Genomic DNA, 23,974 nt, shown 5'->3' on the forward strand with positions numbered 1-23,974 from the left:
TCACAGCGTACAATGCTGCCACTTTGAGAAGGTTGGGATCATTCATTTCATGGCAGACATTACTCTGATCAGTGGCAGTACCCTTGGCAGTGCTGAGTACGTAGCCGAGCACCTGGCTGAAAAGCTGGAAGCCGCGGGCTTTACGACTGAGACCCTGCATGGCCCTGAATTGGATGAACTGACCCTGTCCGGGCGTTGGCTGGTGGTGTCTTCTACCCACGGCGCCGGTGATTTACCGGATAATCTGCAACCCCTGCTGGAACAAATAGAAGAACAGCTTCCTGACTTATCCCAGGTGCAGTTCGGTGCAGTGGGTTTAGGCAGCTCTGAATACGATACTTTCTGTGGTGCGATCCAACGGATCGACGATCTTCTGATTGCTCGTGGAGCGAAAAGGATCGGCGATCGGCTAGAGATCGACGTGACTGAACACGAAATTCCTGAGGATCCAGCTGAGGAATGGGTGAAAAAGTGGATTAATTTACTCTAATTCGTACAAAGTTCACCCGAACGATTGTGGATAACTAAGCTTAAAAGCAGGGTAAAACCAGTAGTTATCCCAATAACAACCTTAGGTCGCTTTTTGTCCTGTGCATAACATGCCATTTAGATCCCAGCTTATAAGCCTTAGGATCACCGATCATTCACAGCTAACGATCCTCCTTAATTCGCTGATCTCAATCACGAATAATCACTTATCCACAGAAGATCGCGATCCTAATAAGAGATCTAATAAAGAGATCTTTAAATAAAAAAGATCTTCTTTTAATTACCTACGATCCTGACCACTTGGTCGATCGACTAAACTTGAGTAGAATCGCCCACCCCAGGGCAAACAACGATCGTTCGCAATACGGCGAGGTGCAGTTCCATGTTTTATCCAGAGCAATTTGACGTCATCATCATCGGTGGTGGACATGCCGGTACCGAAGCCGCTATGGCTGCGGCACGCATGGGGCGTCAGACTTTATTATTGACACACAATATCGATACGTTGGGGCAGATGTCTTGCAACCCGGCGATTGGCGGTATTGGTAAAGGGCATCTGGTTAAGGAAATTGATGCACTTGGCGGCCTAATGGCGACTGCGATCGATCATGCAGGCATCCAGTTTAGGATACTAAACGCCAGCAAAGGCCCAGCGGTGCGAGCCACTCGTGCTCAGGCAGACCGTGTGCTGTATCGCCAAGCTGTACGCACCGCACTGGAAAACCAGCCAAACCTGATGATCTTCCAACAGCCCGTCGAAGATCTGATTGTGGAAAACGATCGCGTCGTCGGGGCGGTGACCCAAATGGGGTTGAAATTCCGCGCCAAGGCGGTTGTGCTGACCGTCGGTACCTTCCTGGACGGCAAGATTCACATCGGCCTGGAAAACTACAGTGGTGGCCGTGCAGGGGATCCTCCGTCGATCTCATTGTCACAGCGCTTACGTGAGTTACCTTTGCGTGTTAACCGCTTGAAAACCGGTACGCCTCCGCGTATCGATGCCCGGACTATCGATTTCAGCGTATTGGCACCGCAACACGGTGATACTCCTATCCCCGTATTCTCGTTTATGGGCAATGCGGAACAGCACCCAGAACAAATGGCGTGCTACATCACCTACACCAACGAAAAAACGCACGACGTGATCCGCAATAACCTCGATCGCAGCCCGATGTATGCCGGGATCATCGAAGGGATCGGCCCACGTTACTGCCCGTCGATCGAAGACAAAGTGATGCGTTTTGCCGATCGTAACGCGCACCAGATCTTCCTCGAGCCAGAAGGCCTGACCAGCAATGAGATTTATCCAAACGGCATTTCCACCAGCTTGCCGTTTGACGTGCAGATGCAGATTGTTCGCTCAATGGAAGGGATGCAAAATGCTCGGATCATTCGACCAGGCTATGCCATTGAGTATGATTTCTTCGATCCACGCGATCTGAAACCGACACTGGAAAGCAAATTTATCCAGGGCCTGTTCTTCGCTGGGCAAATTAACGGTACTACCGGCTATGAAGAGGCGGCTGCTCAAGGCTTATTAGCGGGTCTGAATGCAGGCCGTTATGCCAACGAAGATGAAGGTTGGTCTCCACGCCGCGATCAAGCTTACCTCGGCGTCTTGGTGGACGATCTCAGCACGCTGGGTACCAAAGAGCCGTACCGTATGTTCACCTCTCGTGCCGAATATCGCCTGATGTTGCGTGAAGACAATGCCGATATCCGCCTAACCGAAAAAGGCCGCGAGTTGGGTTTGGTTGACGACACCCGCTGGGCACGCTTTAGCGAAAAACTCGAGCGTATCGAACAAGAACGCCAGCGCCTGCGTGACATTTGGATGCATCCGCATGCTGAGAACGTCGATCAGGTCAACGCACTGTTGAAAGCGCCGTTATCGCGTGAAGCCAACGGTGAAGAGCTGCTGCGTCGTCCAGAAATGGATTACACCCAATTGACCTCTGTCGCGGCATTCGCACCACCGCTGGCTGATGTTCAAGCCGCTGAGCAAGTTGAGATACAGGTAAAATACGAAGGTTATATTGCTCGCCAGCAGGAAGAGATCGAAAAACAGCAGCGCAATGAAAATACGGTGCTGCCTTTGGATCTCGATTATCAGCAAGTTTCCGGTCTGTCGAATGAAGTAATTGCCAAACTGAATGACCATAAGCCGAACTCGATCGGCCAGGCTTCACGTATCTCAGGCATTACCCCTGCGGCAATCTCAATTCTACTGATTTGGCTGAAAAAGCAGGGGCTGCTGCGCCGCAGCGCATAAATACTGCTTTTAGGCGATCGTTTGTTTACTTGATAAACAAACGATCGCTGACATCACCCCAACCCTGAATTATCATAGTCGCCACCTTGGCCAGCCCTAACCGGCTTGCCGTTCCGCGCCTGTCAGAGGACACGTTGTGCAGAAAAAATTAGACTCGCTGCTGTCGGCAGCAGGCATTGCGCTTCCCGATCAGCAAAAACAGCAGTTGCTGGGTTATGTTGGTATGTTGGACAAGTGGAACAAAGCTTACAACCTCACTTCAGTGCGTGATCCGCAGCAAATGCTGGTACGCCATATTCTCGACAGCATTGTGGTAAATCCACATCTGCAAGGTTCTCGTTTCATCGACGTTGGCACCGGCCCTGGCTTACCAGGCATTCCGCTGGCGATCGTTCGTCCTGATGCTCACTTCACCTTACTGGACAGTTTGGGCAAGCGCGTGCGTTTCTTACGCCAGGTACAACATGAGCTTGGTCTGACTAACATTGAACCGGTGCAAAGTCGTGTTGAGGATTTCCCGGCGGAGCCGCCGTTTGACGGTGTTATCAGCCGTGCCTTTGCTTCTCTGCAAGATATGCTGTCCTGGTGTCATCATCTGCCGGCAAAAGGGCAGGGGCGCTTCTATGCGCTGAAAGGGGTGCGTCCGGACGAAGAACTGACTCAGCTGCCAGAAGGCATACAACTGGAATCGGTGGTACGTCTGCAGGTGCCGGAGCTTGAAGGTGAACGCCATCTGATCATCCTTAAGGCAAACTGAGTTTGTTTTTGATCAAATAAGCGTGAATTAAAAGATAGTGGCAATAGGGAAGATAAGCAGGCTAATTAAATGATGGTTTTTTTAGTTAATTTACTTTTTATTAACACAAAAATAGCCGCCAATTAGCGACAATAAGGTAATTGCAGATCGTAATAGTTACGTTAGCAACGATAAGTGAAGGATCTTGCTTTACTGCTAATGTTAATTGCCTGTTGTAATATTGTCCCCGAAGCTGTCAATAAAAGGTTTTTATCGGGTATACGGATTGTTTTTGAACAGTTAACTTGTAATATTTTGATTTATAATATCTTTTTGATCGCCCAATTTGCTAAAGACGCTTTTGCTTTTGATGGGCTATAAATCAGAAACAGGTATTACTGTGAGCAGTACCACGTTTCTTACTGTAACGCTGGAATAATCAGACAATTAAATGAGCCCTATTATTCCGACTGTTTTCTTGTGAAAATAGCCTCAAATGGGGAAATTTAAATAATTGTTCACCTTTTCGCTACTTATCGATTGAATTCGTTGGTATGCCCCGTATAATTTGCTCGTTTTTTGCAGCTTGACTCAGAGCAGCAAAGACAGTTTTATACGTCACTCAGCATACCCACTCTGGGGTACGGAGAGAACAAACGTCATGTCTGTGTCCCTTTACAGCGGAAAAGTTGCTCGCAAATTGCTGTTTCTGCAGTTAATGACTTTTGTTCTGATCAGCGCTGCTTTCGGTCTGAAAAGCCTGGAATGGAGCGGTTCGGCACTGGCGGGCGGTCTGGCTGCCTGGTTGCCGAGTACCATGTTTATGCTGTTTGCCTTGCGCCATCAGGCGCAGACGCCGGCACCCGGTCGGGTTGCCTGGTCGTTTGCCATCGGCGAAGGATTGAAGGTCTTGATCACCATAGTTTTGTTGATCGTGGCGCTTGGGGTGTTCAAAGCGGCGTTTATACCGCTTGGCCTGACCTATTTAGCGGTGTTAGTGGTGCAGATAGTGGCACCCGCCGTGATTAACAGTTACCGAAATTAACTAAATAAGGGTAGAGGCATCATGTCTGCAGAGGGATACAACAGTCCACAGGAGTATATCGGTCACCACCTGACGCAACTTCAGGTCGGGACTGGTTTTTGGTCGATTAACCTCGACTCGATGTTTTTCTCCGTTGTCCTCGGGGTTTTGTTCCTGGTGATTTTCCGCAAGGTTGCCAAAAACGCCACCAGCGGTGTGCCGGGCAAACTGCAAACCGCAGTGGAACTGGTCGTTGGATTCGTCGACAGCAGCGTCAAAGATATGTATCACGGCAAGAGCAAGGTCATTGCTCCGCTGGCGCTGACGGTGTTTGTTTGGGTATTCCTGATGAACATGATGGACCTGATCCCGGTAGACTTCTTGCCGTTCATCGGGGCTCAGCTCGGTCTGCCGGCATTACGCGTGGTGCCAACAGCTGACGTAAACGTCACCCTGTCGATGGCGTTGGGTGTGTTTATCCTGATTCTGTTCTATAGCATTAAAATGAAAGGCGTTGGTGGGTTCGTTAAAGAGTTAACCATGCAGCCGTTCAACCACCCAGTATTCATTCCTATCAACCTGATTCTTGAAGGTGTCAGCCTGCTGTCCAAGCCTGTTTCACTCGGCCTGCGACTGTTCGGCAACATGTATGCGGGTGAGTTGATCTTCATCCTGATTGCTGGTCTGTTGCCGTGGTGGTCACAGTGGATCCTGAGCTTGCCTTGGGCTATTTTCCACATCCTGATCATTACGCTTCAAGCCTTTATTTTCATGGTTCTGACGATTGTCTATCTCTCGATGGCATCTGAAGAGCACTGATTTTCTTAAAACACTTGCACTTTTAAACTGAAACAAACTGGAGACTGTCATGGAAAACCTGAGTATGGATCTGCTGTACATGGCTGCCGCTGTGATGATGGGTTTAGCGGCAATCGGTGCTGCGATCGGTATCGGCATCCTGGGTGGTAAATTCTTGGAAGGCGCTGCACGTCAGCCTGACCTGATTCCTCTGCTGCGTACACAGTTCTTTATCGTTATGGGTCTGGTTGACGCCATCCCGATGATCGCTGTTGGTCTGGGTCTGTACGTGATGTTTGCTGTCGCGTAAGTAGAGAATTTCTCTACACTGAAACCACACTATTTAACTTTTAAAGAGGCATTGTGCTGTGAATCTTAACGCAACAATCCTCGGCCAGGCCATCGCGTTCGTTCTGTTTGTCTGGTTCTGTATGAAGTACGTATGGCCGCCGATTATGGCAGCCATCGAGAAGCGTCAGGGAGAAATTGCTGACGGTCTCGCTTCTGCAGAACGTGCCAAAAAAGATTTGGACTTAGCGCAAGCCAATGCGACCGACCAGCTGAAAACTGCTAAAGCAGAAGCTCAGGTGATCATCGAGCAAGCAAACAAACGCAAAGCTCAGATCATGGATGAAGCGAAAGCCGAAGCCGAGCAGGAACGTAACAAAATCGTGGCGCAGGCTCAGGCTGAGATCGAAGCCGAACGTAAGCGCGCTCGTGAAGAGTTGCGTAAGCAAGTCGCGATGCTGGCAATTGCCGGCGCCGAGAAGATCATCGAACGTTCCGTGGATGAAGCTGCTAACAGCGACATCGTTGATAAACTGGTCGCTGAACTGTAAGGAGGGAGGGGCTGATGTCTGAATTTGTAACTGTAGCTCGCCCCTACGCCAAAGCAGCTTTTGACTTTGCCGTTGAGCATCAAAGCGTAGAGCGCTGGCAGGATATGCTGGCGTTTGCTGCTGATGTCACTCGCAATGAACAGATTTCTGAACTGCTGTCTGGCGCTATGGCGCCAGAGATGCTGTCCAAGACGTTCATCGCGGTATGTGGCGATCAACTCGACGAACATGGCCAGAACTTTATCCGTGTAATGGCCGAAAATGGACGTTTACTGGTTCTTCCTGCCGTGCTGCAGCAGTTCACCGAACTGCGCGCCTTGCTGGAATCCACCGTCGAAGTCGACGTGCTCTCTGCGAGCGCACTGAGCGACAAACAGCAGGCAAATATTGTCGCTGCGATGGAAAAACGTCTGTCACGCAAAGTTAAGCTGAATTGCAAAATTGACAAGTCTGTACTGGCCGGCGTAATTATCCGTGCTGGCGATATGGTGATTGATGGCAGCGTTCGCGGTCGTCTTGAACGCCTGACAGACGTCTTGCAGTCTTAAGGGGACTGGAGCATGCAACTGAATTCCACCGAAATCAGCGAACTGATCAAGCAGCGCATTGCTCAGTTCAATGTGGTGAGCGAAGCTCACAATGAAGGTACTATTGTTTCCGTCAGTGACGGGATCATCCGCGTACACGGTCTGGCCGAAGTTATGCAGGGCGAAATGATCGCACTGCCAGGTAACCGTTACGCAATCGCATTGAACCTGGAGCGCGACTCCGTAGGTGCCGTGGTTATGGGTCCGTACGCGGATCTGGCCGAGGGCATGAAGGTAAAATGTACTGGCCGTATTCTGGAAGTTCCGGTTGGCCGTGGCCTGCTGGGCCGTGTAGTTAACACCCTGGGCGCACCTATTGACGGTAAAGGCCCGGTTGATAACGACGGTTTCTCCCCGGTTGAAGCTATTGCCCCTGGTGTTATCGAGCGTCAGTCTGTAGATCAACCAGTTCAAACTGGCTACAAATCTGTTGACGCCATGATCCCAATCGGCCGTGGCCAGCGTGAGCTGGTGATCGGTGACCGTCAGACAGGTAAAACTGCTCTGGCAATCGATGCGATCATCAACCAGCGCGATTCAGGCATCAAATGTGTCTACGTGGCTATCGGCCAGAAAGCGTCTACCATCGCTAACGTGGTGCGCAAACTGGAAGAGCACGGTGCACTGGCAAACACCATCGTTGTGGTTGCTACCGCGTCTGAATCTGCTGCATTGCAATACCTGGCACCGTATGCAGGTTGTGCGATGGGCGAATACTTCCGTGACCGCGGTGAAGACGCGCTGATCGTTTATGATGACCTGTCCAAACAGGCCGTTGCTTACCGTCAGATTTCCCTGCTGCTTCGTCGTCCACCAGGTCGTGAAGCTTACCCAGGCGACGTATTCTACCTCCACTCCCGTTTGCTGGAGCGTGCTGCGCGTGTTAACGCCGAGTATGTTGAAGCCTTCACTAAAGGTGAAGTCAAAGGCCAAACCGGTTCACTGACTGCTCTGCCAATCATTGAAACCCAGGCGGGTGACGTTTCCGCGTTCGTTCCGACCAACGTAATCTCGATTACCGATGGTCAGATCTTCCTGGAATCCAACCTGTTTAACTCCGGTATTCGTCCGGCAGTTAACCCGGGTATCTCTGTATCCCGTGTGGGCGGTGCAGCGCAAACCAAGATCATGAAAAAACTGTCCGGTGGTATTCGTACCGCATTGGCACAGTATCGTGAACTGGCTGCGTTCTCTCAGTTCGCTTCCGATCTGGATGATGCGACCCGCAAACAGCTGAGCCACGGTCAGAAAGTGACCGAGCTGCTGAAACAGAAACAGTATGCGCCGATGTCCGTCGCACAACAGTCTCTGGTCCTGTTTGCCGCAGAACGTGGCTACCTGAACGACGTTGAAGTCGCGAAAGTCGTGAGCTTCGAAGCCGCGCTGGTTGCTTACGCAGACCGCGAGCATGCCGAGTTGCTGAACCACATCAACCAAACTGGCAATTTCAATGATGAGATCGAGGGCAAGCTGAAAGGCATCCTCGAGACCTTCAAGAAAACCCAGTCCTGGTAACGCTCAGCGGCCTGCAGTTGAAAGACAGCAGGCCGTCTGGCAATGAGGAGAAGCAGAGATGGCCGGCGCAAAAGAGATACGTAGTAAGATCGCGAGCGTGCAAAACACGCAAAAGATCACTAAAGCGATGGAAATGGTCGCCGCCTCCAAAATGCGTAAATCGCAGGAACGCATGGCGGCCAGCCGTCCTTATGCAGAGACCATGCGCAAAGTGATTGGTCACCTTGCTCTGGGTAATCTGGAATATAAGCACCCGTACCTGGATGAGCGTGACGTTAAGCGCGTCGGGTATCTGGTGGTGTCGACTGACCGTGGTCTCTGTGGCGGCTTGAACATCAACCTGTTCAAGCGTCTGTTGGCAGAGATGAAAGGCTGGTCCGAAAAAGGCGTTGAAGTTGATTTGGCGCTGATTGGCTCTAAAGCGGCTTCTTTCTTTGGTTCCGTTGGCGGTAACGTTGTTGCCCAGGTCACCGGCATGGGGGATAAACCTTCCCTGTCAGACCTGATCGGACCGGTGAAAGTGATGCTGCAAGCCTACGACGAAGGTCGTTTGGACAAGCTGTACATTGTCAGTAACAAATTTATCAATACGATGTCCCAGGAACCGCAGATCGTTCAGCTGCTGCCGTTGCCGCCTTCCGATGACGGTGAGCTGAAGAAAAAATCTTGGGATTACCTGTATGAACCCGATCCAAAAGTGCTGCTTGATACCTTGCTGCGCCGCTATGTGGAATCGCAGGTTTATCAGGGCGTCGTGGAAAACCTGGCCAGCGAGCAGGCCGCACGAATGGTAGCGATGAAAGCCGCAACCGATAACGGCGGTAGCCTGATCAAAGAGCTGCAGTTGGTATACAACAAGGCTCGTCAGGCCAGCATCACTCAGGAACTCACCGAGATCGTTTCGGGAGCCTCCGCGGTTTAACCAGGTTATTACCCTAAATCGTTCAGATTGCGGGAAGGCGACAACTGGCACGTCCCCAGGCGCTTACTAAAGTAAGCCACTGGGGTGAGATAAGACAGTCAACGCACCAGCAGTTTGAACTAGGCCGGGTAAACGAATTACGTAGAGGATTCAAGATGGCTACTGGAAAGATTATCCAGGTAATCGGCGCCGTAGTGGACGTCGAGTTCCCTCAGGATGCCGTACCAAAAGTGTACAATGCTCTTGAGGTAGAAAACGGTACCGAGAAGTTGGTGCTGGAAGTTCAGCAGCAGTTGGGCGGTGGCGTAGTTCGCTGTATCGCGATGGGGACCTCAGATGGTCTGCGCCGCGGTCTGAAAGTGAACGATCTGGAACACCCAATTGAAGTACCGGTAGGTAAAGCTACCCTGGGCCGTATCATGAACGTATTGGGTGAACCAATCGACATGAAAGGCGACATCGGCGAAGAAGAACGTTGGGCGATTCACCGTCCGGCGCCAAGCTACGAAGATCTGTCCAACTCCCAGGACCTGCTGGAAACCGGTATCAAGGTTATGGACCTGATCTGTCCGTTCGCTAAGGGCGGTAAAGTCGGTCTGTTCGGTGGTGCGGGTGTGGGTAAAACTGTAAACATGATGGAGCTGATCCGTAACATCGCGATCGAGCACTCCGGTTATTCCGTGTTTGCAGGCGTGGGTGAGCGTACTCGTGAGGGTAACGACTTCTACCACGAAATGAACGACTCCAACGTACTGGACAAAGTATCCCTGGTTTACGGCCAAATGAACGAGCCACCGGGTAACCGTCTGCGCGTTGCTCTGACCGGTCTGACCATGGCGGAGAAATTCCGTGATGAAGGCCGCGACGTTCTGCTGTTCGTTGACAACATTTACCGTTATACCCTGGCCGGTACCGAAGTGTCCGCACTTCTGGGCCGTATGCCATCTGCGGTAGGTTATCAGCCAACGCTGGCGGAAGAGATGGGCGTTCTGCAAGAACGTATCACCTCTACCAAGACCGGTTCTATCACCTCCGTACAGGCCGTTTACGTTCCTGCGGATGACTTGACTGACCCGTCACCAGCCACCACCTTTGCTCACTTGGATGCAACCGTGGTACTGAGCCGTAATATCGCTTCTCTGGGTATCTACCCGGCCGTTGACCCGCTGGATTCCACCAGCCGTCAGTTGGATCCGCTGGTAGTTGGCCAGGAGCACTACGATGTAGCGCGTGGCGTGCAGTCCATTCTGCAACGCTACCAGGAACTGAAAGATATCATCGCAATCCTGGGTATGGACGAGCTGTCAGAAGATGACAAACTGGTCGTATCCCGTGCGCGTAAAATCCAACGCTTCCTGTCTCAGCCGTTCTTCGTGGCAGAAGTCTTCACCGGTTCTCCGGGCAAGTTCGTATCGCTGAAAGACACCATCCGTGGTTTCAAAGGCATTATGGACGGCGACTATGACCACCTGCCTGAACAAGCGTTCTACATGGTTGGCGCCATTGAAGAAGCAGTGGAAAAAGCCAAGAAACTGTAACGCCTTGAGAGGAGGGTGATATGGCTATGACTTACCATCTGGATGTAGTCAGCGCGGAAAAACATATGTTTTCCGGCCTGGTACAAAAGATCCAGGTGACAGGTAGCGAAGGCGAACTGGGGATTTTCCCTGGCCATGCGCCGCTGCTGACTGCCATCAAGCCTGGCATGGTACGTATTGTTAAACAACACGGTGAAGAAGAGTTCATCTACCTGTCCGGCGGTATCCTTGAGGTACAACCGAGCGTGGTCACCGTGCTGGCTGACACTGCTATCCGTGGAACGGACCTCGACGAAGCGAGAGCGTTGGAAGCTAAGCGTAAAGCTGAAGAACATATCAACAGCTCTCATGGCGATGTCGACTATGCTCAGGCATCTGCAGAACTGGCGAAAGCGATCGCAAAATTGCGCGTTATCGAGCTCACCAGAAGAACGATGTAATATTTTGGCTCGTTTATAACGCAGTCAAAATTAAGAAAGCGGCCTATTTGGTCGCTTTTTTTTTGCTTTAAAATAAGCATTTCAGCCAGGTTGGCACAGTGGTGTTATAACCGGTTATAGAGGCTAAAAATGTCTCCGATCGCCGACAGTTCTGCCAATCTCTGGGCTGTGAGCGTCTTAGCGGCGGCGTGCTTAGTGCCCCATGGTCTGGGCCGGGTTCGTGAAGAGAAATATGTAGTAATATCGTCACTAAAAGGTTCTACTTTCGTCTATTAAAATGGAGTTATCAGGTAGCTTATGTCTAACAGCACAATGAGTGTGGTGATCCTCGCCGCGGGCAAGGGAACACGCATGTATTCCGATCTTCCCAAGGTGTTACATCCATTAGCCGGTAAGCCCATGGTGCAGCACGTCATTGATGCCGCAATGAAATTGGGCGCGAAAAATGTCCATCTGGTATATGGCCACGGCGGCGATCTGCTGAAAAGTACGTTGACTGACGGCGCACTGAACTGGGTGTTACAGGCCGAGCAATTGGGTACGGGTCATGCCATGCAACAGGCTGCACCACATTTTGCCGATGACGAAGACGTGCTGATGTTGTACGGCGATGTCCCGCTGATTTCTGTCGATACCTTGCAACGCTTGATGGCCGCGAAGCCACAAGGTGGCATTGGCTTGCTGACGGTGAAACTGGCTGACCCAAGCGGCTACGGCCGAATCGTGCGTGAGAACGATGCAGTGGTGGGGATTGTCGAGCATAAGGACGCCAGCGAAACCCAGCGCCAAATTAATGAAATCAACACCGGTATCCTGGTGGCTAATGGCGGCGATCTAAAACGCTGGCTGGGGATGCTGAACAACGACAACGCGCAGGGTGAGTTCTACATCACCGATATTATTGCGTTGGCTCATGCTGACGGTAAGAAAATTGAAGCGGTGCACCCATCGCGCCTGAGCGAAGTAGAAGGTGTGAATAACCGCCTGCAGTTGTCGCGGCTTGAACGTATTTATCAGGCAGAACAGTCTGAAAAGTTGTTGTTGGCGGGCGTAATGCTGCTGGATCCGGCGCGTTTTGACCTCCGTGGGGAACTTGTGCACGGTCGTGATATCTCTATTGATGCCAACGTTATTATTGAAGGGTCGGTTAAGCTGGGAGATCGCGTGAAAATCGGTGCCGGCTGCGTGTTGAAAAACTGCGTGATCGGCGATGATTGCGAGATCAGTCCGTACAGCGTGTTGGAAGACGCGGTGTTGGCCGCTGAATGTACCGTGGGTCCTTTTGCTCGCCTGCGTCCTGGGGCTGAGCTGGCTGTCGGTGCTCATGTCGGTAACTTCGTAGAAATGAAAAAGGCGCGCTTGGGCAAAGGCTCAAAAGCAGGTCATTTGAGTTACCTTGGCGACGCCGAGATTGGCGATGATGTAAATATCGGTGCCGGAACCATCACCTGCAACTACGATGGCGCCAACAAGCATAAAACCCTTATCGGCGACGGTGTGTTTGTCGGTTCTGACACCCAACTGGTGGCACCGGTCTCTGTGGGTAAAGGCGCGACGATTGCTGCCGGTACTACAGTAACCCGTGATATCGCTGATGACGAACTGGTGCTGAGCCGCGTCAAGCAGGTGCATATTCAGGGCTGGCAGCGCCCGGTGAAGAAGAAATAACGAGTGTGTTTTGCGTTGGGCTCTGCTTACGAGCCCAATACAAAACATAAAAGTCCTCAATAGATTTTGCGTTGCTGCTAGGCGGCAAGAGTGTGAATTCCCAGGAGCTTAGTTCGCTAAGTGACTGGGATGAGCACTCGTAGCCAACAACGCAGCAGCGCGAAAGATGAAGAGGATAATCCCCACCATCTACAGGCTCGGGGAAGCACGGTAATAACCGGCAAAATCAGGTCAAGACATCGAAAGCGCCCCGAAAGGCGTTTAATTAGGAATACAACTAATGTGTGGAATTGTAGGCGCAGTAGCGCAACGTGATATTGCAGAAATTCTGTTGGAAGGGTTACGCCGACTTGAATACCGTGGCTACGACTCAGCGGGTTTGGTTGTGGTGGACGCGGAAGGGAGCGTCAACCGCTTACGCCGCGTAGGCAAAGTGAATAAACTGGCCGAAGCCGCAGAACAACATGAATTGCATGGGGGCACTGGTATTGCTCACACCCGCTGGGCAACGCACGGTGAACCTACCGAAGCTAACGCGCACCCGCATGTTTCTGATTACATTACGGTAGTGCATAACGGCATTATCGAAAACCACGAACCGCTGCGTGAACTGCTGATCGAACGCGGTTATCACTTCAGCTCCGAGACCGACACCGAGGTTATTGCTCACCTGGTGCATTGGGAGCAGCGCCAGGGTGGCACTTTGCTGGAAGTCGTTCAGCGTGTGATCCCTCAGCTGCGCGGCGCTTATGGTACCGTGGTGATGGACAGCCGTGACCCAAGCGTGCTGGTGGCCGCACGTTCCGGAAGCCCGTTGGTTATCGGTCGTGGCGTGGGTGAAAACTTCCTGGCATCCGATCAGTTGGCACTGTTGCCGGTTACCCGCCGCTTTATCTTCCTTGAGGAAGGTGACGTGGTAGAAATGACCCGCCGCAGCGTGAGCATTTTCGATAAGCAGGGCAACGCCGTTGAGCGTCCTGAGATTGAATCCCAGGTGCAGTACGATGCGGGTGATAAAGGCGCTTACCGCCATTACATGCAAAAAGAGATCTATGAACAGCCGCTGGCGTTGAAGAATACCCTTGAAGGGCGTTTCAGCCATGGCCAAATCAACCTGAGCGAGCTGGGCCCGCGTGCCGACGAACTGCTGTCGAAGGTTCAGCACGTGCAAATTATCGCCTGTGGGACGTCTTACCACTCCGGGATGGTTGCGCGTTATTGGTTCGAATCCCTGGCTGGCGTCCCTTGCGACGTCGAAATTGCATCCGAATTCCGTTACCGCAAGTCTGCCGTGCGTCCAGGTAGCCTGATCATTACGCTGTCGCAGTCCGGTGAAACCGCCGATACGCTGGCGGCGCTGCGCCTGTCGAAAGAACTGGGGTATCTGGGGTCGCTGGCGGTGTGCAACGTGGCCGGTTCTTCACTGGTGCGTGAGTCCGATTTGGCGCTGATGACCAAAGCCGGTACAGAGATCGGCGTTGCTTCGACCAAAGCCTTCACCACCCAGCTTGCGGTATTGCTGATGCTGGTGGCGCGTTTGGGCCGTTTGAAAGGCATGGCAGAAAGCGTTGAGCATGACATTGTGCATGGCCTGCAGGCGTTGCCGGCACGTATCGAACAGATGCTGTCGATGGATAAGAGCATCGAGGCGCTGGCGGAAGGTTTCTCCGACAAGCATCACGCATTGTTCCTGGGCCGTGGCGATCAGTACCCTATCGCGATGGAAGGGGCGCTGAAGCTGAAAGAGATCTCCTATATTCACGCGGAAGCCTATGCTGCCGGTGAATTGAAACACGGCCCGCTGGCGTTGATCGACGCCGATATGCCAGTGATCGTGGTTGCGCCAAACAACGAACTGCTGGAAAAGCTGAAGTCCAACATTGAAGAAGTGCGCGCGCGCGGCGGCCAGCTGTACGTGTTTGCCGATCAGGACGCCGGTTTCGTCAGCAGCGAAGGCATGACCATCATCCCGTTGCCGCATGTTGAAGAGATCGTGGCTCCTATCTTCTACACCGTGCCGTTGCAGTTGCTCTCTTACCACGTTGCGCTGATCAAAGGCACCGACGTTGACCAGCCGCGTAACCTGGCGAAGTCTGTCACAGTAGAGTAATCCCTCTTTGTTAGACTCTGGAAGCCGGCCACTGCGCCGGCTTTTTTCATGGCCTAATCAAATATGACAATGATGCGACAGCCGGGATAAAAGTTGTCATATTCAAGCGGATAGATGAGATGTAATGTGTTTTTTTATTGATTAATTATTGCGTGTTTTTGTCTTTAACTGCATGATTTTTATTTGATTACTGTGTTTCTTTTTGCGTTGTAATATAACTGTCATATTTCGTACATTTTACTGTCACCAAACTGTCCTATTTTCCCTCCTGCAGCAATACTTACTCTGATGAAAACGACTCGAAGTCGATTTTTAAATATCCCATTAGGAGGGATTATGAAACTGATGCGTACCACCGTCGCCAGTATTGTGGCAGCGACTTTCTCCCTGACCGCCGTGTCCGCGTTCGCTGCTGCTAGCCTGACCGGTGCAGGTGCGACATTCCCCGCTCCGGTATATGCCAAGTGGGCAGATTCTTATCAGAAAGAAACCGGCAACAAAGTTAACTATCAGGGCATCGGCTCTTCTGGCGGCGTGAAGCAAATCGTTGCCAACACCGTTGACTTTGGTGCTTCTGATGCGCCTTTGACGGACGAAAAACTGGCTGCTGATGGCCTGTTCCAGTTCCCTACCGTGATCGGTGGCGTCGTACTGGCGGTGAATATTCCGGGTATCAAATCCGGCGAACTGATCCTGGACGGCAAAACCCTGGGCGATATCTACCTGGGTAACGTGAAGAAATGGAACGACCCGGCGATCACCAAACTGAACCCAGGCGTTAAGCTGCCGGATCAGAACATTGCCGTTGTCCGCCGCGCTGACGGTTCAGGCACTTCGTTCGTGTTCACCAGCTACCTGTCAAAAGCCAACGCACAGTGGAAAGAGAAAATCGGTGCAGGCTCTACCGTTAACTGGCCAACCGGTCTGGGCGGCAAGGGTAACGACGGCATCGCAGCCTTCGTACAACGTCTGCCAGGCTCTATCGGTTACGTTGAATACGCTTACGCCAAGCAAAATAACCTGGCTTACACCAAGCTGATTTCTGCCGACGGCAAAGCCGTTAGCCCAACAGAAGAGAGCTTCAGCGCTGCCGCCAAAGGCGTGGATTGGAGCAAAACCTTCGCTCAGGATCTGACTGACCAGAAAGGCGACAATGTGTGGCCAATCACGTCCACCACCTTCATTCTGGTGCACAAAGAGCAGAAAAACCCAGCTCAGGGCACTGAAGTCCTGAAGTTCTTTGACTGGGCATACAAAACGGGCGCCAAACAGGCTAATGACCTGGATTACGCTACTCTGCCGAACGAAGTTATCGAGCAGGTGCGCGCAGCATGGAAATCCAACGTAAAAGACAGTTCAGGTAAAGCGCTGTACTAACAACGCAGGGGCGCGTGTTTCAGCGCGCCCCACTCAGTTTTCAGGGTCTAACCCATGTTGGGCCTGCCAGGGTTAAAATAGAGAGTGATCTATGGCTGAGTACAAGCCGACCATTAAAGCACCGAGTAAAAATGGTGACGTTATCTTCAGCGCGCTGGTAAAACTGGCAGCGCTGATTACCCTATTGTTGCTGGGCGGCATTATTGTTTCACTGATCTTTGCCTCCTGGCCGAGCATGCAGAAATTCGGCTTCTCCTTCCTGTGGACAAAAGAGTGGGATGCACCTGCTGAGCAATTCGGTGCATTGGTACCTATCTACGGCACCGTTGTCACCTCGCTGATTGCTCTGATTATCGCCGTGCCTGTCAGCTTTGGTATTGCGTTGTTCCTGACCGAGCTGGCACCTAACTGGTTGAGACGCCCGCTGGGTATCGCCATTGAATTGCTGGCAGCAATCCCGAGTATTGTGTACGGCATGTGGGGCCTGTTCGTGTTTGCCCCGCTGTTTGCCAAATATTTCCAGACCCCGGTCGGCGACGTTTTGTCGGGTATCCCTATTGTCGGTGAGCTGTTCTCTGGCCCGGCATTCGGTATCGGTATTCTGGCTGCTGGGGTGATCCTGGCGATTATGATTATTCCTTACATCGCCGCGGTAATGCGCGACGTGTTCGAACAAACCCCGGTGATGATGAAAGAGTCGGCCTACGGCATCGGCTGCACCACCTGGGAAGTGATCTGGCGTATCGTGCTGCCATTTACCAAGAATGGTGTGATCGGGGGCGTGATGCTCGGCTTGGGCCGCGCGCTGGGCGAAACGATGGCCGTGACCTTCATCATCGGTAACACCTATCAGCTCGACAGTGCTTCACTGTATATGCCGGGTAACAGCATCACCTCGGCACTGGCCAACGAATTCGCTGAAGCAGAATCAGGGGTGCACACCGCAGCGCTGATGGAGCTGGGGCTGATTCTGTTTGTTATCACCTTTATCGTCCTGGCGCTGTCGAAGTTGATGGTTATGCGTCTGGCCAAGAATGAGGGACGCTAACGTGGCGACTATGGAAATGCAAAACGACCTGGCGCTGTTAGAAAGCCGCCGCAAAATGCAGGCATGGCGCCGCCAGAAGAATCGATTGGCGCTGTTTTTGTCGATGGCGACCATGGCCTTTGGCCTGTTCTGGCTGGTGTGGATCCTGTTCTCTACCGTGACCAAAGGCATTGATGGCATGTCGCTGGCGTTGTTCACCGAAATGACGCCGCCACCGAACACCGCAGGCGGCGGTCTGGCGAACGCCATCGCCGGCAGCGGTCTGCTGATCCTGTGGGCTACCGTGTTCGGTACGCCGTTGGGCATCATGGCTGGCATTTACCTGGCGGAATATGGCCGTAAATCCTGGCTGGCAGAGGTGATCCGTTTTATTAACGACATTCTGCTATCAGCACCGTCGATCGTCGTGGGCCTGTTCGTGTACACCATCGTGGTGGCGAAGATGCAGCACTTCTCCGGCTGGGCTGGGATCATCGCGCTGGCGCTGTTGCAGGTGCCGATCGTTATCCGAACCACCGAGAATATGCTGAAGCTGGTACCGGATACGCTGCGTGAGGCTGCCTACGCGCTGGGTACGCCGAAATGGCGCATGATTTCCGCCATCACGTTGAAAGCGTCGGTTTCCGGCATCATCACCGGTGTGCTGCTGGCGATTGCGCGTATTGCCGGGGAAACAGCACCGCTGCTGTTTACCTCGCTGTCGAATCAGTTCTGGAGCACAGACCTGATGCAGCCGATCGCCAACTTACCGGTGACTATTTTCAAATTCGCCATGAGCCCGTTTGCCGAATGGCAAGAGCTGGCCTGGGCAGGGGTGCTGTTGATTACCCTGTGCGTACTGCTACTGAATATCTTGGCGCGTGTGGTTTTCGCCAAGCAAAAGCATTCATAAAATTTTGAGCGCTGCCATGGCGGCGCTGATGAAAAGAGAGAAGTCTTGATGAGTATGGTTACTGACGCTTCCAGCAGCAAAATTCAGGTACGCGATCTGAACTTCTACTATGGCAAATTCCATGCGCTGAAAAACATCACGCTGGATATCGCCAAAAACAAGGTCACCGCGTTTATCGGTCCGTCCGGCTGCGGCAAATCTACCCTGCTGCGCACCTTCAACAAGATGTATCAGTTATACCCCGAGCAGCGTGCTGAAGGCGGCATCCTGCTGGATGGGCAAAATATTCTGACGGATAACTCGGATATCGCCCTGCTGCGCGCCAAGGTTGGCATGGTGTTCCAGAAACCGACACCGTTCCCAATGTCGATTTACGACAATATCGCCTTCGGTGTACGTCTGTTTGAAAAGCTCTCGCGTGCCGATATGGATGAGCGCGTGCAATGGGCTCTGACCAAGGCAGCGCTGTGGAACGAGACCAAAGACAAGCTGCACCAGAGCGGTTATAGCCTGTCTGGTGGCCAGCAACAGCGTTTGTGCATCGCCCGCGGGATTGCTATTCGCCCTGACGTCTTATTGCTGGACGAACCCTGCTCGGCGCTGGATCCGATTTCCACCGGTAAAATTGAAGAGCTGATCAGCGAGCTGAAGTCTGACTACACCGTGGTGATCGTCACTCACAACATGCAGCAGGCCGCGCGTTGTTCTGATTCCACGGCATTTATGTATCTGGGCGAACTGATCGAGTTCAGTGATACTGATACCCTGTTCACCGCGCCACAGAAAAAACAGACCGAAGACTACATCACTGGCCGTTATGGTTGATAGGATGCATCATGGATAACCTGAATTTAAATAAACACATTTCCGGCCAGTTCAACGCAGAACTTGAGCACATCCGTACCCAGGTGTTGACCATGGGTGGGCTGGTGGAACAGCAACTGACTGACGCCATTACCGCGATGCATAACCAGGACGGTGAGTTGGCCAAGCGGGTGATCGAAGGCGACGCCAAGGTCAATATGATGGAAGTGGCAATCGATGAGGCCTGTGTGCGCATCATTGCCAAACGCCAGCCGACCGCCAGCGACCTGCGTTTGGTGATGGCGATCATCAAAACTATCTCTGAGCTGGAGCGTATCGGCGATGTGGCAGACAAAATCTGTCGCACGGCACTGGAGAAATTCTCGCACCAGCACCAGCCTCTGCTGGTCAGTCTGGAGTCTCTTGGCCGCCATACCGTGCAGATGTTGCATGATGTGCTGGATGCCTTTGCGCGCATGGATCTGGACGAAGCGATCCGAATTTATCGCGAAGACAGAAAAGTCGATCAGGAATATGAAGGCATTGTACGCCAGTTAATGACTTATATGATGGAAGACACACGCACTATTCCAAGCGTGCTGACTGCATTGTTCTGCGCACGTTCTATTGAGCGTATCGGTGACCGTTGCCAGAATATTTGCGAATTCATCTTCTACTTCGTGAAAGGCCAGGACTTCCGCCATATTGGTGGTGATGCCTTGGAAAAACTGTTGTCTTCCGACGGTACAGACGAGAAAAAAGAGTAATTCTCTTCGCGAGTTACCCTATAAAGGCGCAGAAAACTGCGCCTTTATGCCGTTTAAAACCCTTAAATACAAAATGGTTATAAATATAGCTTTTTATATTATTTCCTGACCTAAGTGGGTCTTGCTAGCGTAGCAGCCAGCAGGACATCAACCCCTTAGGAGCTTCCCATGAAACATCGCGTTTTGGCCTTAACGTTATTAGCCAGCTTGACCAGCCTCGCTACCGGTGCCGCGCATGCGGACAAACTCGACGACATCAAGAAAGCTGGCGTAGTGCGTATCGCGGTATTCGACAGTAACCCGCCGTTCGGTTATATCGATCCGCAAACTAAAAAGCTGGTGGGTTATGACGTTGATGTGGCCGATGCGATTGGTAAAGCGCTGGGTGTAAAGGTGGAGCTGCGTGCCACCAATCCAGCTAACCGTATTCCTTTATTGGTCTCGAAAAAGGTCGATCTGATCGCCGCCAATTTCACCATTACCGATGAGCGCGCCAAGGAAGTGAACTTCAGCGTACCCTATTTTGCTACCGGCCAGAAATTTATTGCCCATAAAGGCGTGCTGAAATCCCCGGAAGATATCAAAAAGCTGCGTATCGGTGCGGACAAGGGGACAGTGCAGGAAATCACGCTGCGTGAGCATTATCCAACGGCGAAAGTGATCTCCTACGATGACACACCGCTGGCGTTCGTTGCGTTGCGTAACGGCAACGTGCAGGCAATCACCCAGGATGACGCCAAGCTGGTGGGCCTGTTAGGCAACCTGCCGGCCGCGCAGAAAGCGGACTTCGAAATATCCCCGTTCAGCATTACCAAAGAGTACCAGGGCGTCGGTATTCCAAAAGGGGAAGATCGCCTGACGGCCACGGTTAATGACACGCTGATCGCGCTGGAAAAAGACGGCGAAGCGGTGAAGATCTACGATCGCTGGTTCGGACCGGAAACCAAAACCGCACAGCCGCGCGGCGATTTCAAAATCGCGCCGTTGGATCAACAGCCGAAGGCCTGATTTTTTGCGGGGCTGAGATCTGTTTGTAGGGGCGCAGCTTGCTGCGCCCCTGACGCATTTTGTAAGACAAGGATTGACCATGAATCTGGACTGGTTGCTGGCGCCGCAATACCTAAACTGGCTGTGGCAGGGTTTTCTGTTGACGCTGTGGCTTTCTGCCTGTGCGAGCCTGGCCGCCACGTTGTTGGGTTTTTTACTGACGACGATGCGTGACAGCCACCTGCGCCCATTGCGATGGCTGGCGATGGGCTACAGTTCGTTGTTTCGCAATACGCCGCTTCTGGTACAGCTGTTCTTCTGGTATTTCGCCGCCGGGCAGATCCTGCCTTCAGCCACAATGCAATGGCTTAACACCTCACATCACATTGGCCCGCTTGAATGGCCGTCGTTTGAATTTCTTGCCGGTTTCTTTGGCCTGACGTTGTACTCCAGCGCCTTTATCGCCGAAGAGATCCGATCCGGTATTCGTGGCGTTGCCAGTGGGCAAAAATATGCGGCCAATGCGCTGGGATTAACCGGCTGGCAGGCTATGCGTTATGTGGTGTTGCCGCAGGCGCTAAACATCGCCATGCCGCCGCTGCTGGGTCAGTATATGAACGTGATAAAGAACTCCTCGTTGACGATGGCGATCGGCGTGGCCGAACTGTCTTATGCTTCGCGTCAGGTGGAAACTGAGACACTACGCACCTTCCAGGCATTTGGTGTGGCGACGGTGTTGTACATCGCCATCATTGCCTTGCTGGAAGGCTGGGGAATGTGGCGACAGCAGCGCAAGCCGCTGAGAGGACATTAAGATGGATTTCAGCATTATTCATGACAACCTGGGCTATCTGCTGTGGGGAACCTGGCCCGACGGGCCATTGGGCGGTGCGGCGCTGACGCTGGCGATCAGTCTGATGGCCGGTGTGGCCTCGGCCATTCTCGGCACGCTGCTGGGCGTGGCATTGGCAATGTCGCGCGGTGTGGCGGCTGGCTTGCTGGCGGCGGTGTTGGGTTTCTTCCGCGCCATCCCGGTGATCATGCTGATTTTCTGGACCTATTTCTTATTGCCGATGGTGTTTGGCGTCGATATCCCGGAAATCACCACCGTGGTATGCGCGTTGGCGCTGATCGCCTCCGCGTATTTGGCCCATGCGGTGAAGGCCGGCATTGTCGCTATCGGCGCTGGGCAGTGGCAAGCCGGCTTGTCACTGGGGCTGACCCGTTGGCAAACACTGCGCATGATCGTGCTGCCGCAGGCGCTGCGTATGATGGTGCCGTCGTTTATCAACCAATGGATTTCGTTGATCAAAGACACCTCCCTGGCTTATATCGTCGGCGTCGGAGAACTGACCTTCTTGGCGACTCAGGTCAATAACCGCAGCATGGTGTACCCGATGGAAGTGTTCCTGTTTGTCGCATGGGTGTACTTCGTGTTTTGTCTGGCGCTGGATTTGCTGGCCAACGCGGCCAACCGCCGCTTCAGCCCACAGACCCGAGCGCTGAAACGGTCATGGCGCTGGTGGCGCAATAAACCACCGCTACCAGCCAGTTAATCTGCCGTTAGCTGCCAACCCCGCTCGCGCCACAGCGCGGGCAGCTGCGCCAGATCGTCAAAATTTTTGGTCTGGGGTTGCAAGTAAAAAACGTTAAATATCTCTGCATATTTTTTATTTATAAATAAAAAGTAATGCTCTTGCTTAAATGATGTTTTTTTGTATAAAAAATTGATTTTAATCATGAAAACAAAAGAATTAATGTAACGAGTAGGACGGGTTAAAGCGGTGATGTATCGAAAAGCATAAAGGATAAACAAAAATACATAAAATATTCTAACCAAACCCGTTGAAAGATTTACACATAGGGATTAATAATTACTCGCTTTACATAAATTTACATAGGCCATTATCAAAGGGAGTTGTTTATGAAGGTTCTTGACTCATCCATGCTCGATCATGTTTCTGGCGGCCGAGGTAATAACGGTGGCGATCGTTGTGACAATGGTGGTAGAAATAACGGTTCTAACGGAAATTCTGGTAACAAATCAGGCTTAGGGGAATCTGTCGGTTCATCGTTAGGAAGTTATCTTGGCGGCTATTTGGGCGGGAAAGTAGGCGGGGGTCCAGGTAAGGCCGTAGGTGCTGGTGTTGGCGGCTATGTTGGTGGGAAAGTAGGCGGGAGTATGCACGAAGCTCCTAGCGTGTCACATACTCCAGCAGGTATAGGCACCTGTAATAAATGGTAATGATTTTTAAGGCAAAGGTAAGACTTTGCCTTATTATTAAGGAGGTGAAAATTGTTGAAATATAACGTCACGAATTTCCTTCAGTCCTCTCCAGTTATTGTAAAACTACTGATTGTTTTTCTGGTTGAATATTTTACAAAGTATGTGGTGAAAGTTGCAACGAATCAAGATGACTTGGTATTCCCATATAACTTACTCCCCTTTACTTTCATGGTGTTTACGGTTTGCGTTTTAATCCCAAGAGGTAAAAAAGAAAGTGGTTTTCATAAATAAATAACAATTAAGTTCATTGATATGTGTAAAGTGATGGGTAGGACAATCCCATTGGATTTCTGCTTTGCAACGCCAAAAACTATTGAGACTAAGAACAATGCAATGAGTATTCTATAGTCTTCATACTGCGAATGAAAATAAACAAATGCAGCAGAGCTCAAGATTATTGTTGCAATGGTATTATTAAACCAATGTTGAATCAATTTAAAAAGGCAACCTCTAAAAATCATCTCTTCATATATCGGCGCTAAAAAAACAGTAGATAATAATGTTATGATTACACTGGGGGTATATGCTGAAGCCTCAAAAATGTCAGACGGCTTTTTATCATTAATCCCCATTAGTGGTAACACTAAAAATTGTACAATAACGATAATAGACAGATAGAAAAAGAAATCTACTGCTTTCAATTTCCCCTTCCCGAACCCAGATCTTTTAACGAAAAATGTAAGATATACAGGTACAATAATAGCAAACTCAATCAGAAACAATACTGGATAAATACTACCATTTAAAGCTGAGTGGATAGAGGTTGGTAATTCATTGATAATATAAGCAACGCCATACATGAGTAAGGTCATCGATAGGCAGCCAGAAACATCTTTATGCCTTCTGATATATTCCTCATCGTAAACCATATAAA

At 51.5% G+C, this 23,974-nt stretch carries 24 protein-coding genes; 23 read left to right on the forward strand and 1 reads right to left on the reverse strand.

Features of this window, described 5'->3' with window-relative positions:
• The first annotated feature begins 49 nt into the window (after positions 1-49).
• The 23 genes from mioC to AC2FC2_RS09195 all read left to right on the forward strand — a co-directional run bounded on the left by mioC (position 50) and on the right by AC2FC2_RS09195 (position 23,058).
• Positions 50-490: an FMN-binding protein MioC gene (mioC, locus tag AC2FC2_RS09085; RefSeq protein WP_265556628.1), complete on the forward strand. Its 441-nt coding sequence runs from the start codon at positions 50-52 to the stop codon at positions 488-490.
• Between the two features lie 381 nt (positions 491-871).
• Positions 872-2,761 carry a tRNA uridine-5-carboxymethylaminomethyl(34) synthesis enzyme MnmG gene (mnmG, locus tag AC2FC2_RS09090; RefSeq protein WP_265556629.1) on the forward strand — a complete coding sequence of 630 codons (1,890 nt, stop codon included), beginning with the start codon at positions 872-874 and terminating at the stop codon, positions 2,759-2,761.
• A 136-nt stretch (positions 2,762-2,897) separates the two neighbouring features.
• Positions 2,898-3,518, forward strand: coding sequence for a 16S rRNA (guanine(527)-N(7))-methyltransferase RsmG (gene rsmG / locus AC2FC2_RS09095; protein ID WP_404760653.1), 621 nt, complete (start codon positions 2,898-2,900; stop codon positions 3,516-3,518).
• A gap of 640 nt (positions 3,519-4,158) precedes the next feature.
• Positions 4,159-4,542 (forward strand): F0F1 ATP synthase subunit I, encoded by a 384-nt coding sequence (atpI, locus tag AC2FC2_RS09100; protein ID WP_209638099.1) that lies wholly within the window; start codon positions 4,159-4,161, stop codon positions 4,540-4,542.
• Positions 4,543-4,563: 21 nt separating this feature from the next.
• Positions 4,564-5,340: a F0F1 ATP synthase subunit A gene (gene atpB / locus AC2FC2_RS09105; RefSeq protein WP_265556630.1), complete on the forward strand. Its 777-nt coding sequence runs from the start codon at positions 4,564-4,566 to the stop codon at positions 5,338-5,340.
• Between the two features lie 49 nt (positions 5,341-5,389).
• Complete coding sequence (atpE, locus tag AC2FC2_RS09110; protein WP_004093904.1) at positions 5,390-5,629, forward strand: F0F1 ATP synthase subunit C; 240 nt, start codon at positions 5,390-5,392, stop codon at positions 5,627-5,629.
• Positions 5,630-5,687: 58 nt separating this feature from the next.
• Positions 5,688-6,158: a F0F1 ATP synthase subunit B gene (gene atpF, locus AC2FC2_RS09115; protein ID WP_004950476.1), complete on the forward strand. Its 471-nt coding sequence runs from the start codon at positions 5,688-5,690 to the stop codon at positions 6,156-6,158.
• A 14-nt stretch (positions 6,159-6,172) separates the two neighbouring features.
• A complete protein-coding gene (atpH, locus tag AC2FC2_RS09120; RefSeq protein WP_209638095.1) occupies positions 6,173-6,706 on the forward strand; it encodes a F0F1 ATP synthase subunit delta in 534 nt (177 codons plus the stop codon).
• A gap of 12 nt (positions 6,707-6,718) precedes the next feature.
• On the forward strand, positions 6,719-8,260 hold the full coding sequence (gene atpA, locus AC2FC2_RS09125) for a F0F1 ATP synthase subunit alpha (RefSeq protein WP_209638093.1): 1,542 nt from the start codon (positions 6,719-6,721) through the stop codon (positions 8,258-8,260).
• Between the two features lie 58 nt (positions 8,261-8,318).
• Positions 8,319-9,182, forward strand: a complete 864-nt coding sequence (atpG, locus tag AC2FC2_RS09130; protein WP_209638091.1) for a F0F1 ATP synthase subunit gamma — start codon at positions 8,319-8,321, stop codon at positions 9,180-9,182.
• Between the two features lie 155 nt (positions 9,183-9,337).
• Complete coding sequence (gene atpD / locus AC2FC2_RS09135; RefSeq protein ID WP_020837712.1) at positions 9,338-10,720, forward strand: F0F1 ATP synthase subunit beta; 1,383 nt, start codon at positions 9,338-9,340, stop codon at positions 10,718-10,720.
• Between the two features lie 20 nt (positions 10,721-10,740).
• Entirely contained in the window at positions 10,741-11,160 is a 420-nt protein-coding gene (locus tag AC2FC2_RS09140) for a F0F1 ATP synthase subunit epsilon (protein WP_209638090.1), read from the forward strand.
• 297 nt (positions 11,161-11,457) lie between these two features.
• Positions 11,458-12,828, forward strand: a complete 1,371-nt coding sequence (gene glmU / locus AC2FC2_RS09145) for a bifunctional UDP-N-acetylglucosamine diphosphorylase/glucosamine-1-phosphate N-acetyltransferase GlmU (protein ID WP_404760652.1) — start codon at positions 11,458-11,460, stop codon at positions 12,826-12,828.
• Between the two features lie 280 nt (positions 12,829-13,108).
• Entirely contained in the window at positions 13,109-14,938 is a 1,830-nt protein-coding gene (gene glmS, locus AC2FC2_RS09150) for a glutamine--fructose-6-phosphate transaminase (isomerizing) (protein ID WP_490659106.1), read from the forward strand.
• 336 nt (positions 14,939-15,274) lie between these two features.
• Positions 15,275-16,315 (forward strand): phosphate ABC transporter substrate-binding protein PstS, encoded by a 1,041-nt coding sequence (gene pstS, locus AC2FC2_RS09155; protein ID WP_265556633.1) that lies wholly within the window; start codon positions 15,275-15,277, stop codon positions 16,313-16,315.
• 91 nt (positions 16,316-16,406) lie between these two features.
• The gene (pstC, locus tag AC2FC2_RS09160; RefSeq protein ID WP_037421236.1) at positions 16,407-17,363 is read left to right on the forward strand and encodes a phosphate ABC transporter permease PstC; all 957 of its coding nucleotides are present in this window, start codon (positions 16,407-16,409) and stop codon (positions 17,361-17,363) included.
• A gap of 1 nt (position 17,364) precedes the next feature.
• A complete protein-coding gene (pstA, locus tag AC2FC2_RS09165) occupies positions 17,365-18,255 on the forward strand; it encodes a phosphate ABC transporter permease PstA (protein WP_265556634.1) in 891 nt (296 codons plus the stop codon).
• A gap of 54 nt (positions 18,256-18,309) precedes the next feature.
• Positions 18,310-19,080 (forward strand): phosphate ABC transporter ATP-binding protein PstB, encoded by a 771-nt coding sequence (gene pstB / locus AC2FC2_RS09170; RefSeq protein ID WP_369804765.1) that lies wholly within the window; start codon positions 18,310-18,312, stop codon positions 19,078-19,080.
• Between the two features lie 11 nt (positions 19,081-19,091).
• Entirely contained in the window at positions 19,092-19,826 is a 735-nt protein-coding gene (gene phoU / locus AC2FC2_RS09175; RefSeq protein WP_209638080.1) for a phosphate signaling complex protein PhoU, read from the forward strand.
• Between the two features lie 168 nt (positions 19,827-19,994).
• Positions 19,995-20,834, forward strand: a complete 840-nt coding sequence (locus tag AC2FC2_RS09180; RefSeq protein WP_209638078.1) for an ABC transporter substrate-binding protein — start codon at positions 19,995-19,997, stop codon at positions 20,832-20,834.
• Between the two features lie 79 nt (positions 20,835-20,913).
• Positions 20,914-21,627 carry an amino acid ABC transporter permease gene (locus tag AC2FC2_RS09185; protein WP_490308404.1) on the forward strand — a complete coding sequence of 238 codons (714 nt, stop codon included), beginning with the start codon at positions 20,914-20,916 and terminating at the stop codon, positions 21,625-21,627.
• 1 nt (position 21,628) lies between these two features.
• On the forward strand, positions 21,629-22,369 hold the full coding sequence (locus AC2FC2_RS09190) for an amino acid ABC transporter permease (RefSeq protein ID WP_265556638.1): 741 nt from the start codon (positions 21,629-21,631) through the stop codon (positions 22,367-22,369).
• 368 nt (positions 22,370-22,737) lie between these two features.
• A complete protein-coding gene (locus AC2FC2_RS09195; RefSeq protein ID WP_490659107.1) occupies positions 22,738-23,058 on the forward strand; it encodes a glycine zipper domain-containing protein in 321 nt (106 codons plus the stop codon).
• 263 nt (positions 23,059-23,321) lie between these two features.
• On the opposite strand, the gene AC2FC2_RS09200 is transcribed toward AC2FC2_RS09195, so the two are convergent.
• On the reverse strand, positions 23,322-23,969 hold the full coding sequence (locus AC2FC2_RS09200) for a CPBP family intramembrane glutamic endopeptidase (protein ID WP_490659108.1): 648 nt from the start codon (positions 23,967-23,969) through the stop codon (positions 23,322-23,324).
• Positions 23,970-23,974: the final 5 nt, after the last annotated feature.

The sequence above is a fragment of the Serratia sp. CoH_122_TC_1 genome (assembly GCF_058191755.1).

Bases quoted from the DNA above. Each gene is read 5' to 3' on its own strand.
- AC2FC2_RS09180 (WP_209638078.1), top strand. From the start codon at position 19,995: ATGAAACATCGCGTTTTGGCCTTAACGTTATTAGCCAGCTTGACCAGC.
- atpH (WP_209638095.1), top strand. From the start codon at position 6,173: ATGTCTGAATTTGTAACTGTAGCTCGCCCCTACGCCAAAGCAGCTTTT.
- AC2FC2_RS09140 (WP_209638090.1), top strand. From the start codon at position 10,741: ATGGCTATGACTTACCATCTGGATGTAGTCAGCGCGGAAAAACATATG.
- glmS (WP_490659106.1), top strand. From the start codon at position 13,109: ATGTGTGGAATTGTAGGCGCAGTAGCGCAACGTGATATTGCAGAAATT.
- glmU (WP_404760652.1), top strand. From the start codon at position 11,458: ATGTCTAACAGCACAATGAGTGTGGTGATCCTCGCCGCGGGCAAGGGA.
- atpD (WP_020837712.1), top strand. From the start codon at position 9,338: ATGGCTACTGGAAAGATTATCCAGGTAATCGGCGCCGTAGTGGACGTC.
- phoU (WP_209638080.1), top strand. From the start codon at position 19,092: ATGGATAACCTGAATTTAAATAAACACATTTCCGGCCAGTTCAACGCA.
- atpI (WP_209638099.1), top strand. From the start codon at position 4,159: ATGTCTGTGTCCCTTTACAGCGGAAAAGTTGCTCGCAAATTGCTGTTT.
- atpB (WP_265556630.1), top strand. From the start codon at position 4,564: ATGTCTGCAGAGGGATACAACAGTCCACAGGAGTATATCGGTCACCAC.
- AC2FC2_RS09200 (WP_490659108.1), bottom strand. From the start codon at position 23,969: ATGGTTTACGATGAGGAATATATCAGAAGGCATAAAGATGTTTCTGGC.
- mioC (WP_265556628.1), top strand. From the start codon at position 50: ATGGCAGACATTACTCTGATCAGTGGCAGTACCCTTGGCAGTGCTGAG.
- atpE (WP_004093904.1), top strand. From the start codon at position 5,390: ATGGAAAACCTGAGTATGGATCTGCTGTACATGGCTGCCGCTGTGATG.
- pstC (WP_037421236.1), top strand. From the start codon at position 16,407: ATGGCTGAGTACAAGCCGACCATTAAAGCACCGAGTAAAAATGGTGAC.
- atpG (WP_209638091.1), top strand. From the start codon at position 8,319: ATGGCCGGCGCAAAAGAGATACGTAGTAAGATCGCGAGCGTGCAAAAC.
- pstB (WP_369804765.1), top strand. From the start codon at position 18,310: ATGGTTACTGACGCTTCCAGCAGCAAAATTCAGGTACGCGATCTGAAC.
- AC2FC2_RS09195 (WP_490659107.1), top strand. From the start codon at position 22,738: ATGAAGGTTCTTGACTCATCCATGCTCGATCATGTTTCTGGCGGCCGA.
- pstS (WP_265556633.1), top strand. From the start codon at position 15,275: ATGAAACTGATGCGTACCACCGTCGCCAGTATTGTGGCAGCGACTTTC.
- AC2FC2_RS09185 (WP_490308404.1), top strand. From the start codon at position 20,914: ATGAATCTGGACTGGTTGCTGGCGCCGCAATACCTAAACTGGCTGTGG.
- mnmG (WP_265556629.1), top strand. From the start codon at position 872: ATGTTTTATCCAGAGCAATTTGACGTCATCATCATCGGTGGTGGACAT.
- atpA (WP_209638093.1), top strand. From the start codon at position 6,719: ATGCAACTGAATTCCACCGAAATCAGCGAACTGATCAAGCAGCGCATT.
- AC2FC2_RS09190 (WP_265556638.1), top strand. From the start codon at position 21,629: ATGGATTTCAGCATTATTCATGACAACCTGGGCTATCTGCTGTGGGGA.